This window comes from Alcanivorax quisquiliarum, assembly GCF_023051175.1.
Lineage (GTDB): Bacteria > Pseudomonadota > Gammaproteobacteria > Pseudomonadales > Alcanivoracaceae > Isoalcanivorax > Isoalcanivorax quisquiliarum.
The window spans coordinates 86667-100095 of sequence record NZ_JALKII010000007.1 but is presented as its reverse complement, the minus strand read 5'-3'; the positions used below and the strand labels follow the sequence as shown (position 1 = coordinate 100095).

Annotated in this window: 12 protein-coding genes and 1 tRNA gene; 6 read left to right on the top strand and 7 right to left on the bottom strand. The window is 62.9% G+C overall.

Going from position 1 to position 13429, the window contains the following annotated elements:
• Positions 1–35: 35 nt before the first annotated feature.
• A complete protein-coding gene (locus MU846_RS11030; protein ID WP_246952680.1) occupies positions 36–689 on the bottom strand; it encodes a DUF2846 domain-containing protein in 654 nt (217 codons plus the stop codon).
• Between the two features lie 170 nt (positions 690–859).
• On the opposite strand from MU846_RS11030, the gene MU846_RS11025 reads away from it, so the two are divergent.
• The 4 genes from MU846_RS11025 (at position 860) to MU846_RS11010 (ending at position 5862) form a co-directional block, all read left to right on the top strand.
• Positions 860–1381, top strand: coding sequence for a DUF1289 domain-containing protein (locus MU846_RS11025; protein ID WP_246952678.1), 522 nt, complete (start codon positions 860–862; stop codon positions 1379–1381).
• Between the two features lie 243 nt (positions 1382–1624).
• Positions 1625–2467, top strand: coding sequence for a metal-dependent hydrolase (locus MU846_RS11020; RefSeq protein WP_246952676.1), 843 nt, complete (start codon positions 1625–1627; stop codon positions 2465–2467).
• Positions 2468–2663: 196 nt separating this feature from the next.
• Entirely contained in the window at positions 2664–4883 is a 2220-nt protein-coding gene (locus tag MU846_RS11015; protein ID WP_246952674.1) for an acyl-CoA dehydrogenase domain-containing protein, read from the top strand.
• A gap of 88 nt (positions 4884–4971) precedes the next feature.
• Positions 4972–5862: an alpha/beta hydrolase fold domain-containing protein gene (locus MU846_RS11010; protein ID WP_246952672.1), complete on the top strand. Its 891-nt coding sequence runs from the start codon at positions 4972–4974 to the stop codon at positions 5860–5862.
• Positions 5863–5899: 37 nt separating this feature from the next.
• Here the strand turns inward: MU846_RS11010 and nqrE are convergent, their stop codons facing one another.
• The 6 genes from nqrE to MU846_RS10980 all read right to left on the bottom strand — a co-directional run bounded on the left by nqrE (position 5900) and on the right by MU846_RS10980 (position 9876).
• Complete coding sequence (gene nqrE, locus MU846_RS11005) at positions 5900–6514, bottom strand: NADH:ubiquinone reductase (Na(+)-transporting) subunit E (RefSeq protein WP_246952670.1); 615 nt, start codon at positions 6512–6514, stop codon at positions 5900–5902.
• 527 nt (positions 6515–7041) lie between these two features.
• Positions 7042–7126, bottom strand: a tRNA-Leu gene (locus MU846_RS11000).
• A gap of 59 nt (positions 7127–7185) precedes the next feature.
• Complete coding sequence (locus tag MU846_RS10995) at positions 7186–8043, bottom strand: hypothetical protein (RefSeq protein WP_246952668.1); 858 nt, start codon at positions 8041–8043, stop codon at positions 7186–7188.
• A 69-nt stretch (positions 8044–8112) separates the two neighbouring features.
• Positions 8113–8757: a hypothetical protein gene (locus tag MU846_RS10990; protein ID WP_246952666.1), complete on the bottom strand. Its 645-nt coding sequence runs from the start codon at positions 8755–8757 to the stop codon at positions 8113–8115.
• 82 nt (positions 8758–8839) lie between these two features.
• A complete protein-coding gene (locus MU846_RS10985; RefSeq protein WP_246952664.1) occupies positions 8840–9418 on the bottom strand; it encodes a superoxide dismutase in 579 nt (192 codons plus the stop codon).
• 185 nt (positions 9419–9603) lie between these two features.
• On the bottom strand, positions 9604–9876 hold the full coding sequence (locus MU846_RS10980; RefSeq protein ID WP_246952662.1) for a hypothetical protein: 273 nt from the start codon (positions 9874–9876) through the stop codon (positions 9604–9606).
• On the opposite strand from MU846_RS10980, the gene MU846_RS10975 reads away from it, so the two are divergent.
• Both MU846_RS10975 and MU846_RS10970 read left to right on the top strand, forming a co-directional pair.
• Complete coding sequence (locus tag MU846_RS10975) at positions 9854–11035, top strand: acetyl-CoA C-acyltransferase (protein ID WP_246952660.1); 1182 nt, start codon at positions 9854–9856, stop codon at positions 11033–11035. The genes MU846_RS10980 and MU846_RS10975 overlap by 23 nt on opposite strands.
• Positions 11036–11555: 520 nt before the next feature.
• Complete coding sequence (locus MU846_RS10970) at positions 11556–13388, top strand: beta-ketoacyl synthase (RefSeq protein ID WP_246952658.1); 1833 nt, start codon at positions 11556–11558, stop codon at positions 13386–13388.
• Positions 13389–13429 lie beyond the last annotated feature (41 nt).

The window sequence follows — 13429 nt, the reverse complement described above, 5'->3', positions numbered from 1 at the left end:
TTGAACGCCGACTCCCTGCGCTCGTGCAACGCGCACTAGAACCAGCCAGCCACCCAGCGCTGCATCCGCTGCCAACGGCTTTCGGGCGACGGCACCCAGGCTCCACCTGCCACCGGATAGCTCTCGAAGGGCGCCCAACGCGGCTCCTGATACATGCTGCCGCCGTGATAATGCCCGGCTTCATCCAGCCGCAAGTTACGGATTTCAGCCAGCGCCAACCCCTCCGGCACCTGCTGTAGCGGCCCGGCCTGCATGAACTGCGAGGCATCCAGCCCACGCGCTTCGTAATCCAGCGGTTGGTCTTCCGAGTAACGCAGGTAATAGATGCCGCCGCCCTCGACCTGTAGCGGCAGCTCGAAGATGGTCTTGAGAAACAGGATCGCCAGCGGCCGGCGCGCATATAACTCATAATCGCCAGCGTGCAGCTCAAGCCAGGTATAGGCGCCACTTTTGAGGCCCGCCAACTGCTGGCCATCGACAAAGAAGGTGGGCGCCTGGACTTCCTCATACCCCCACTGGTTGCCGGGGCGGTAGAGGTAGACCATGGCGTTACGTGGATCAAGCGTATCCATCGGCTCGAAAGTGGCGCCGCCTGCCGCCTGGATAAAAGCCCCCGGTGTACGTGGAATGGCGAGGTTGCCACAGCCGATCAGGCAGCCCGCCAGCAGCGCTATCAAGGTCGCGCGCATCGTTATTATTCTCCATTATTTCGTGCACCGCGGCAGACGCCCGGCACGGCAAAAACGCGGTTACTATCGCTGATTTGCCGCCCCCTCACAAGCCGCAACCGGCCAGCCGGCAGAGCCTCACGACCAACAGCCGCTGGCCGCATCGCGAGGCATTTGGTAGGCTTGCTGCCATGGCTCCCCACTCCCCCGGCAATACGCTCAAGCGCGTCAGCACTCCCTGTATCGGCGTCTGTTCGACCGTGTTCGGCGACACCGTCTGTCGGGGCTGCAAACGTTTTGTGCACGAAGTGGTGCACTGGAACAGCTATAGCGATGCCGAGAAGGCAATCGTCTGGCAACGCCTGGACAACCTGGTGAAGCTGGTCGTCAGCAATTATTTTGTAGTCACCGATGCCGCCCGCCTGCGTGCAGCGATGGAATACCAGAACCTGCGGTTTCAGTCCGAGCTGTCGCCCGAAGGCTGGGTGCCGGATCTGCTCAAGGCGGCTGGCCGGCAACGGCTGGATTACGCCGCGTTCGGCCTGCGCCCCCTGACCGCCACCGCCGACCGCACCGCCCGAGAGCTTTACGACATCATCAGCGCCGAATTCTATGCCCTGTCACGCGCCCACCACGAACGAGGCTTTCTGCAAGCCAGCCGCGTCCAGACATTAATGGGCGAAGCCCTGGCGCAGAGCAACCCGAACGAATAACTCCGCCGCAGCGCCCACTCCACAAAGATTGCCCGACAATCCTGTCCGCGACTGCCGGATACCCGCCATAGGCGCCAGAAACCCGCATCTGTGCCGGGTTTACGTATGGAATTGGTTTCCCTGCCCCGCCCCAACGTCGGTAAAGCCAACGCAAAACACCTTCAAAATGCCTGCAAAGCTGGCAATTCGGACCGGCCGGACGTTACCATTAGGCAATGTCACAATAACCAGAGGAAAGCCGTCATGAATATGGCCGTGCTCCCGATACGCAGAGATCTGAGTTTCAATCTGCCGGCTGACAAAGCCACTGACTGGCACGAGGCAGGCATGCACGTGGCCCAGTTTTTCAACACCCTGAGCCTTTTTTTCCCGGTGGGCGAGCGCTTCTTCATTGATTCCGTGCGCCATTATCGCGATCGGATCACCGATCCTGAGCTGAAGAAAGCCGTCACTGCCTTCATCGGCCAGGAAGCCATGCATGGCCGCGAGCATGAAGAACTGAATGATCTGCTCGAACAGGCTGGCGTGCCCGTCAAAGGACAAGAGCAGTTTGTCTATAAGCTGCTCAAAGGCGTGCAAAAATATTCACCGAAACATTTCCAGTTGGCGGTTACCGTCGCACTGGAACACTTGACCGCCATTCTCGCCAACTCGGTGCTGAGTAACCCGGAAACCCTGGGCGACTCCGACGAGCGCTTCGTGGCGCTGTGGAACTGGCACGCGCTGGAAGAAACCGAGCACAAGGCTGTTGCCTTTGATGTGTATGACAAGGTGATGGGCAAAACACTGTATTCCTACGCCTTGCGTACCAGCACGCTGGTGCTGGCCACCGGTATTTTCATGTCGCTGCAATATCCTTTCTACATCGAGAACGTGCGCCGCAAGGGTGGCCTGTTCAATGTGCGGGGCTGGGCAAAATCGTTGCAGTACCAGTGGGGCCGCCCCGGTACGCTGCGCAAGTCCGTCGGCGACTGGTTTTCCTGGTTCAAGCCCGGTTTCCACCCCTGGGATCACGACAACAGCCACTTCCTCAAGCAGCTCGACACCATGCTCGAGGTGGTGCTCAAGGAACAAAAGGCCGCCTGAGCGGGCGGCCTGCAAGGCCCGCTGTGCAATACCTGTTGCGCAACAGACCTTGGATCCACTGAATACATTGCAGTAGCGCCTGGCCACCGCGCAAGCGGCTGGCCTTTTTTTTCGGCGCACCACACACCTGAACGTGGCGCAGGAGCACCCGCCGCTCAGGATTCGTGCGCGGCTGGTTCAATGCAGGAGCCATCGCATGCTTTCACGGATACGAAAATCGCAGCCAGGCCCCCCGAGCATTTCCCGTACCGCTGGCCCGGCACTGGTCGGCGTCGCCACATGTTCACCCGTCGAGCTTGAGCTGTTCAGCGGCCGCGCCGATCTGCCTCGCCTGATGACACTCCCATATGGCCAGTTGCCGGCGGATGAACAGGCTTTTCTGGACGGCCCCGTCCAGCAATTGCTGCAATTGGCAGATACCGCCGCGTTCACCCGGCATCAGCGCGTGCCGCAGCCGCTGTTCGATTTCATGGCGGAAAAAGGTTTTTTCGGATTCCAGATCCCCACCGGATTCGGTGGCCGCCCGATGTCCGCGCTTGGTCGTTCCTGCGTCATTGCCCGGCTGACTTCACATTCGACGTTGCTCGGCAGCCTGGTGGCAATGGCCAATTCCGGTATCGCCGAGCTACTGCACATGCACGGCACGGAAGCCCAGAAAGCGCACTATTTGCCACGGCTGGCGCGGGGCGAGCAGCTTCCCTGCCTGGCGCTCACACGTCCCTTCACGCCCGCTGCCACGTCGGCCGCCGCCGCGGCAGGCCAGGCCGAGGGCGAGGTATTTCGTGCCAGCGATGGCAGCGTGAATCTGCGCCTGAATTTCCATCGCCGCTGTGTGCCGTTTGCGCCACTGGCGAACCTGCTGGTGCTGGCCTGTAGGCTGCATGACCCGGCCCGGCTGCTTGGAGCAGCCGGGCCGAGATGCGCGCTGATACTGCTGGATACCACTACGTCGGGGCTGGTGATTGGCAACGCCGGCCCAGCGGATGCCAGCGGCACCGTTATCGGCCACGAGGTGATCGTGCCCGCCACCGCCCTGCTCGGCGAGCGGGCCGGGGGCCTCCGTAGCGACGACACACTGCTGGCGCCATCGCCGGTGATACAGCGAGCGGTTACCAGCGCTGCAGTGGCCGCCGCAACGCTGCAATACACCACCGCTGCCGCCGCTACCTATACTGCTGTGCGTGGCCAGCGTCCATCAGCGCGGCTCGGGCACCTGGCGGCCACCAGCTATCTGTTCGAGGCCGCTCGCGTGTTCAGTTGCACCGCACTGGATCGGGAGCAAAGCTCGCTCGTCACGTCACGCAGCCTCGCGATGTGCATGGCTGAGGCCGCCACCGAGGCGGTCGAACATGCCGGCGAACTGATGGCCGAGGCATCGCCCCGCTCACCCGTGCAGCACAGCACGCCCGGCCGCACTGCGCCGGTAATTGCGGTGCTCGCTGCTGCTCAAAGCAAACAGCGCATGTTGGTGGCACTGGCGGACACCTCCAGCGATGGCGCCACGACACCCGACATCATTACCCGCGCCCGCAGCGCAGGTGCTTCATTCGGCGTGACGCGGCTGCTGATCGCGCTGGTGCTGGCGCTGGGGCGCGGCCTGAGCCGCGGGCACCTATTTGCCCGGCTGCCGGATACGCCCTCCGTGACAGGCCGTTACCATCGCCGGATCAGCCGGGGAGCATCGCGCCTGGCATTGCTGCTGGCGCTGGCCGCACGGTCGCGCGCCTTGACACCCCCGGCTCGCAATGCGTTTGCAGGGGCGCTTGATCGGGCCGCCACCTGGCACTATCTGGCGCTGGCCACACTACGTCGCTTCGATGCCGACGGGCACCCGGCCGACGATCTGCCGCTGGTACATTACAGTTGCCGCTATGCGCTGGCTCAGGCCGAGCACCATCTCGGGCGCAGCACGCAACACTTGCCTGGCCTGGCTGGTACATGGCTACGCGTGGCTGGCCGGCTGGCCCAGGCGCTGAATCCTCTCTCGCGGCAACCAACGCCGCGCTGGTCGCGGGCAGCCGCAGCAACGCTATGGGGTGATCTCGAACAGCAGCAGCGGCTCTGTGACGCCATTCTGCTGCCCACCGATACCCGCACCGGGCTCGGCGCGCTACTGCATGCCAGCCGCTTGCGTGGCGACACACAAGCGATCCGCGACAAGCTACACCAGGCTCAGCGTGCCGGCCGGCTGGCGCCGGGCGAGCCGGAAGCGCAGCTGGCTCAGGCCACAGAACGGATGATACTCACCCGCACCGAAGCCGCGCTGCTGCGCGCCGCGCACCACGCGGGTCGCATGGCTCTTGAGGGTGAGGCGGAGGCAATCGTGAAAAGCATGGCGGCATCGGCAAGCCCACTACCGGCATCAGCGGACGCCGCACCACCACGCGCTTCAGCCTCGGCAACCATGCGGAAATAAAGCACCGGGCGATATTGGCCCGATCAGTGATCGCCGCATCCGCGAGCGGCCATTAAGGTAGGCGTTCTTTCACAAAAGGGAGCATGACGTGCCCAGCTTTACCGCCCGTTTGGTCAAACTGTTCGCTCGCCGCGCCATCAAGCGCCGCGATCTGCCACCGCAGGCATTGGTGGCTCATCTGCGCAAGGCGTTCAATCGGCCGCCCGGCATCACGCTGCTGCCTCGCGGTGTGCGCTGTACGCGCATTGAAACCACGCAATTTACCGGTGACCGTGTGGCCACTGCCGCGCCGGAGCGCGTCATCCTTTACTTCCACGGCGGTGCTTATGTGGCCGGGGTAACCCGCACCTATCACAATCTCGCCGGCCGGCTGGCGCAGCAGCTCAATGCCGCCGTCTATCTGCCGGTGTATCCGTTCGCACCGGAGCATCCGTTTCCGGCGGCCGTCAACCGATGCCTTGATGCCTACGCCTGGCTACTTGAGGAAGGTTATAGCAGTGAGCAGATCACCATCGGCGGTGATTCGGCTGGCGGCGGGCTGACGCTGTCGACCTTGCTGGGCTTGCGAGACAAGGGCTTGCCGTTGCCCGGCCGGGCATTTGTGTTTTCACCGGCCAGCGACGCCCACGGCCGTGGCACCAGCCTCGATGCCAACGACAACGTTGATTGCATGCTCTCCGCCAGCATGATTCGCACTGCGGCTGATGTGTATGTGAGCCCGGAGCAACGCGACAATCCGCTCGCCTCACCTTGCCTGGGCGACTACCACGGCATGCCGCCACTGCTGATTACCGTGGATCAGGATGAGTGCCTCTACAGCGATGCGGAGGCCGTGCGCGACAAAGCACTGGCGGCCGGCGTCAAAGTGGAGTGGATTGCGCGCCAGGGGCTGTTTCACGTCTGGCCGATCATGGTGCCATGGCTACCGGAAGCGCGGCGTGAGCTACGCGAATTAGTGGCCTTCATACGCCAGCATTGAGCTTCGCGGCACCCGGCTTTCCGGGTGCCGCAGGTTTTCAGAGCGTCACACCCGAGAACGACATGAAGGCCAGGGCCATCAGCCCGACGGTGATGAAGGTAATGCCCAGCCCCTTGAGGCCATCCGGCACATCGGAATATTTGAGTTTTTCCCGCACTCCAGCCAGCAGCACCAGTGCCAGACCCCAGCCTATGCCGGTGCTGACACCGTACACAACACTCTCTGTAAAGTTGTACTGCCGCTCGACCATGAAAAGCACGCCCCCCATGATTGCGCAGTTCACAGTAATCAGCGGCAGGAATATGCCCAGTGTGCTGTAGAGGGCCGGCACATAACGATCAAGAAACATTTCCAAGATCTGAACTACCGCAGCAATAATGCCGATGTAGACCATCAGTTGCAGGAAATCGAGATTCAGATCGGCGAAACCAGGGCCAAGCCAGGCTAACGCGCCGGCTGAGAGAAAATGGGTAAAAATCAGATTGTTCAATGGCACAGTGATCGCCAGCACGATGACTACTGCCAGCGCCAGACCAAGGGCCGTGTCGACTTTTTTCGAAATGGCGAGAAAAGTGCACATACCGAGAAAGTAGGCGACGGCCATGTTTTCGATAAAGATCGAACTGATGAAAATACTCAGATAATGTTCCACCAGATATTCCTCCCCACATGACGCTGCCGCGCCGTCGCTACTTCAAAAGGTTGAATAAAGACACCACGCGAGGCAAATACGAGCCTGGGGTGACGCGTTCAGCACCTGAGACACCTACCGGGTAGCTGGGCCAAAGCGCGTGCAGATGCGATCTGGCTGGCGGGGACAAAGCCAAAGCGTGCTCAAACATGGGCAGCAGATCTCCTGCATGCCGGTCCGACCATACCGTAAAATTAACCTGCCTCACTGCCCGTTGCAGCTAGCACCCGTCGCGCATTCTAGGGTAAGGAAAATCGGGTTGCAAACCAGCGCAAAGCATCCTCCGGGCATCAGAAGACACACCCGGGCGACGCCCTGGCGCACGGCCCGCCAACTCACCCGTGGAGAGACAACCCGCGCAAGCGCCTGTCCGACGTGAGAACCTGAGATGCACTCGAGCAAGACTGGCGTTGCGGACCACAAAACACCCTTGCTGCCTCCTGGGTCGGCAAGGGTGGCTAGCGCGGACTGATCTCGTACTAAATATGTGGTGCGCCAGGAGGGACTTGAACCCCCACACCTTGCGGCACTGGAACCTAAATCCAGCGTGTCTACCAATTCCACCACTAGCGCGTGGGGGGCATTGTAGCAGCGCTGTGCGCCACAACCAACGGTGTCATGCTGCCGCTGCCTCAACGGCCCTGGATCGCATCCAGCCGGCCGTTCACTTGCCGGCGATAATCGTCGAACGCGGCGATGGCGGCCTCGATTTCATCCAGCCGGGCAGCCACGCCGCCGCCCTGCCCTTGCGCGCTGGCCAGCGCCTGTATTTGCGGCAGCACGCGCCGTACCTCTTCCAGCGTGCGCTGTTGGGCGGCGGTGCGGCTTTCAAGCTGCTTCAGGCTCTCGTGAGCGAGATCCAGCTGCGTCTGCATCTGATTGCGCGCTACGGTGTGCTGTTGCTGGGAGGCCCGCAGCTCATCCACGGTTTTCTTCGCCGCCTCTGCGTCGCTGCGCACGCTGGCCATCTCGCGCCGCAGTGCCGTGAGGCTGTTGGCGATTTCGGTCTGGCTGGCCTGTAGTGCCTTGACGGCTTTCTGGTTTTCCTCGATCCAGCCACGGTTGCGCCGGTTGGAGACATCCCACAGTTTGCGGATTTCATCCATGTGCAGTTTCAGGGTGTCCTGCACCTGGCCTGTGGATTGGCTGAAGCTCTCATCCGCCGCAGAAAGCTGGGATGCCAGGCTGCCGAGCTGTTCACTGGATTCACTGATGCGCGTATCCAGCTGCGCCCGCACGGCGCTCAACTCCTGATACATGAAGGCGCCCATGCCCAACGTGATCACCAGCAGGATCAGCGTACTGGCGATCCAGAATCCACCTCCCCGCCGGGGCGGCGCGGGCGGCGCAGCACGGGGGCGGCGCGGAGGCTGACCGCCGTCGCCATTGTTGCCGCCGCCGGCTGGCTTACGGGCTGGCGGGGTGCGGCGATCATCATCCAGGCTCAGGCGATCGATATCGCCCATCGGTAAATCACGTTCCTGATTCATAGTGTCCACTGTCGCAATACAATGATTCCCTGCCGGCCTGAGACTGATTGCCGGCAGCCTGGTTCCGCGTCACTCGGCGATCGGGAACGGGAAAATGTGTTGCTCCGAACCGTAATAGAGCAGCTCGCCCATGCGGTGCTGCCCATCTTCGCCCGGCAGGAAAGGCAGGAACAACAACGTCGGCCGCAGCTCACGGTGATCCAGCAGCACCCACAGGCCCTGCACATGGCCATCGCCGCTGCGCGTCGGCACCTGATGCAGCCGCACCAGCGCTACCGTCGTGACGGTTTCATCCGTCTCGGCCAGGTTTCGCAGGCGCTGCAACAATAGCGCGCTCCACTCCTGTTCCGGCGGCCGGGCGTCCGGATCGCCCTGATAGCTCATCAAATGGGCTTGCTCACCACTTACCACCATCGCATAGGGATACAGGCCGCCACTGCGCTCGATCAGTTGCAGGCCGCTGGCCAGCGCCTGCTCGCCCAGGGCGTTCATCTGCTGCTGCGCGGGATCCGGTGCCTCAGCGGCGCTCTCGATAGCGCTCCCGGCATCGGCAGCGCTCTCTACAGCGATCGCGACGGCACTCAGGGCGGCGCTACTCGTCATCGCCAGCCACAGCAGCCCGATACACAGTCGGCGCCAGATGCTCTGACATTGTTGTTTTATCACGATCCTTTTACCTCGCACCGGCAGCTTGTCGCATCTGTCGCGCATCATGCCGCAGCCTTCGGCCACCGGAAAGGCCGAAAATGCAAAAGGCCGCATGAATGCGGCCTTTTGCTGCCCAGCGGGCGGGAAATCAGGCGAAGTTCTTCGCTGCAAATTCCCAGTTCGCCAGCGCCCAGAAACCGTCCAGATACTTCGGGCGTGCGTTGCGATAGTCGATGTAGTAGGCGTGCTCCCATACATCCACGGTCAGCAGCGGGGTCTTGCCTTCGGTGATCGGTGTTTCGGCATTGCTGGTGTTGACGATTTCCAGCTCTTCGCCAGTTTTTACCAGCCAGGTCCAGCCGGAGCCGAAGTTGGCAATGGCGGAGTTGGTGAAGGCTTCCTTGAACTTGTCGAACGAACCCCATTTGGCGTTGATCGCCTCGGCCAGCGCACCGCTCGGCTCGCCGCCACCGTTAGGGCTCAGGCTGTTCCAGAAAAAGGTGTGGTTCCAGACCTGCGCCGCGTTGTTGAACAGCGGGCCCGGGCCGGCGCTCTTGATGATCTCTTCCAGGGACTGACCTTCCTTGTCGGTGCCAGCCACCAGCTCGTTGAGTTTGGTGACGTAAGTCTGGTGGTGTTTGCCGTGGTGGAATTCCAGCGTCTCGGCCGACATGTGCGGCGCAAGCGCGTCTTTTGCATAAGGCAGTGCGGGCAGTTCAAAAGCCATGGTGTGTCCCCTGACGTTATCCAGCGTTGTGAATGGCACCGGCCTGGAAAGCGTTTCGGGATACGGAACCCTCTCCGGGCCAGCGGCTGTACTTCCTGATTCCTGACACGCCGTGCGCAACCGCGCGGGATCGCCACCCGGGCGCGAGCATCACAGCACGGCCAGCGGCGGCTGGCTGCCGGCGATCATAACAACCTGTCTTCACAGGAGCTACTCGCCAGCACCTTTCCGAAGGTGCCGTGTGCAGCGGCGGTATCAGTGAAACCCTTATATGGGGGCGAGGCAACAAACTTCAAGGGCACAAGCAGGGTGTCTCGCCGTGCCAGTGCCAGTACAATGCGGCCTCGAAAACCCGGCCGGCTGCCTCGCCCGTTATCCACCATCACCGGATGCCAGGGCAGCACGGCGCGTAACAGGCCCAACAGGAGAACATACATGAGCTTAGATGGCGTAGTCATCGTCAATGGCGCCCGCACCCCGATGGGGGGCTTTCAGGGCACGCTGGCGCCGGTCACCGCCCCGCAACTGGGGGCGATCTCGATCCGCGAAGCGGTTGCCCGCGCCGGGCTGGCGCCGGAGGACGTGCAGGAAGTGATCATGGGTTGCGTGTTGCCCGCCGGCCTGAAACAAGGCCCGGCCCGGCAGGCCATGCGTGCCGCCGGCATCCCCGATAGCGTCGGCGCGACGACCATCAACAAGCTGTGTGGCTCCGGGATGAAAGCGACCATGTTCGCGTTCGATTCCATCCGCGCAGGCACCAACGATATTGTCGTCGCCGGTGGCATGGAATCCATGAGCAACGCCCCTTATGTGCTGGACAAGGCGCGTGGCGGCATGCGCATGGGCCATGGGTCGGTGTACGACCACATGTTCCTGGATGGCCTGGAAGATGCGGAAACCGGCCGCCTGATGGGTTCGTTTGCGCAGGAAATCGCCGACAAGCGAGGCATCACCCGTGAAGCCATGGATGACTACGCGATCGAATCGCTCAAGCGCGCACAAGCCGCCATTCGCGAAGGCTGGTTCAAGGACGAGATCGTGCCGGTCACGGTGCAAACACGCAAAGGCGAAACGGTGGTCGATACCGACGAGCAGCCGGGCAATGCCAACATCGAAAAAATCCCCACGCTGCGCCCGGCATTTGCCAAAGACGGCACCGTGACGGCTGCCAACGCCAGCTCGATCTCCGATGGCGCCTCGGCGCTGATCCTGGCGCGGGAATCCGTCGCCAGCGAGCGCGGCCTGAAACCGCTGGCGCGCATTCTGGCGCACACCACCAACTCGCAACACCCCGGCGAATTCACTCTGGCGCCGATCGGCGCCACGGAGCGTCTGCTGAAAAAAGTGGGCTGGAGTGTAGACGACGTGGATCTGTTCGAGATCAACGAAGCCTTCGCCATGGTGGCGATGATGCCGATGCTGGATCTCGGCATCCCGCACGAGAAGCTGAATATTCACGGTGGTGCCTGTGCGCTGGGCCACCCGGTCGGCTCCACCGGCTCGCGCATCATCCTGACGCTGATTCACGCGCTCAAGCGCACCGGCGGCAAGCGTGGTGTGGCCAGCCTGTGCATCGGCGGCGGCGAAGCGACCGCCGTGGCGATCGAACTGCTGTGATCCATCGGGGCGACGGGGAGCACTTCCCGTCGCCCTGCTCAGCCTGTCTCGCTCTGCCTGTCGCCTGGCCCCCTGCCTGCCCTGTTTTCCCGCCTCGCTCCCTAACGTAAAGCGGCTCCCTTGCACCGCGACTCCTGCCCCAAGCTGCCCCGCCAAAGCCCCTCCGGCCAAGATATTCCAGCCAGCTTTTCCTGGCTTCACCCGGCCATCTCCGCCCTGACCCCGTCACGCTGAATACGCTTCTGCACCCTGGGCTGATGTGTCATTCACGGACGGCGCTTGACCAGCGGCCACTTCGATACACTGGCGAATGTCGTGCTGCCGTGGCCGGTTCGGTCTCAAGGGCGGCAAGCACAAGCAGGCGCGTACGCGGCGCCGGGGCCGGCCGCAGGGCCGGGCGCCGTTATCGTGCCTGGTTACATATTGATACCAGCGTCGGCTGTGCGGCTTCGGTGATTGGGGTAGAATCCATGACCCATTGGTCTGACCATTCGGTCACGAATCAACCGGAGTCTTTTCCTTGTCTGTACTTCCCGTCATTACCGCCATCGGGGGCGTCAGCCCGGCAGGCCGCACTGCTTGTCATCATGGTTTCAATCGTCTGATCTTCGACGCGCTGGATAGCGCGGCACAGGCGCAGACGCTGCGTGCGCTGCGCAATCTGGATGTGATTGGCCGCTATGCCGATGATGCGGCGCTGCTGGAAGGTTCGCTGGTGCGCCGGTTGGAAGCGCCATTGCTTGATCCCGAGCACATACCGGTGGCGGTCAACAGCAGCAGCGAGAGCAGCCAGCACTTTATGGTGCGCAATATGGATCTGCCGCAGCCGTTGCCCGATACCTGGCGGGTCACCCGGCTGGATAATCGCCGCAGCATGGTCACGGTGCCGGCCGGCGCCACGGTGCTGCTGCCGGCACCGCAGCGCAGCAAGGTGCAGTCGGCGGGCCAGTTGCCCGGCGGCTTTGACCCGGCGCAACTTTACCCCGCACGCAATCATCCTCGGGCCTTGCAGCTGGCGGTCTACAGCGCCTCCGATGCGCTGGGCATGCTGGGGCTGGAGTGGCAACAGCTGTGCCAGCGATTATCGCCGGAGCAGATCGGCGTCTATGCCTCCAATGCCATGTCACAGCTGGATGATTACGGGCTCGGCGGGCTGTTCCGCTACCCGGCCACGGGCCGCCGCATCACCTCCAAGCAGGTGCCGCTGGGCCTGGGCGAGATGACGGCAGATTTCATCAATGCCTATGTGCTTGGCGCGGCCGGCAGCACCGGCGGCATGCTCGGTGCCTGCGCCACCTTTCTCTACAATTTGCAATTGGCGGTGCAGGATATCCGCTCCGGCCGGCGCCGGCTGGTGGTTGTAGGCACCAGTGAAGCACCTCTGGTGCCGGAAGTGATCGAAGGCTATCGCGCCATGGGCGCGCTGGGCGAAGATGAGGCGCTGCGTATGCTCGATGCCGGCCGCGAGACGCCGGATCACCGCCGCGCCTGCCGCCCGTTCGGCTTCAATATCGGCTTTACCATTGCCGAATCGGCGCAGTTCGCGATCCTCATGGACGATGCGCTGGCGCTGGAACTGGGGGCCGATATTCTCGGCGCTGTGCCGGATGTGTTCGTGCACGCTGACGGGCCGAAAAAATCCATCTCGGCACCCGGCATTGGCAACTATCTCACCATGGCGCGTGCCGCCGCGCTCACTCGGCAGCTGGTCGGCGAGCGCGGCCTGCGTGAGCACAGCTTTGTGCATGCGCACGGCACCGGCACACCGCAAAACCGGGTGACAGAATCCGATGTCATCAACCGCATCGCGGCCACCTTCGATATCGACCGCTGGCCCGTGGCAGCGATCAAGTGCTATGTCGGCCATAGCCTGGGCACCGCCGGCGGCGATCAGCTGGCCGCCACCCTGGGCACCTTCGCCAGCGGCATTCTGCCCGGCATTTTCACGCTGGATCAGGTGGCGCCGGACGTGCACGCCGAGCGACTGGGCCTGAGCCAGGCGCACCAGCATCTGGATCAGCCGCTGGCCGCGCTGCTGAACTCGAAGGGTTTTGGTGGTAATAACGCCACCGCCGTGGTGCTCTCGCCCGCCGCCACGCTGCCGCTGCTGCGCCAGCGCCATGGTGAGCGCGCCTTGCAGGGCTGGCAGGCGCAGGTCACGCAGACCCGCGCACAGATCGCCGCCTGGGATGAACAAACCCTGAACGGGGAAACCCGGCCGCGTTACCAGTTTGGTGAAGGGGTGCTGGATGGTGATGACCTGGCCATCTCGGACAAGCACATCAGCGTACCGGGCTGGGCTCATCCGCTAATGCTGAACGACGACCCGGATTTCAACCACTATCTCGACTGATCACGGCTAGCGGCAGGCCGCAATCAGTGGGCGGTGGGCGA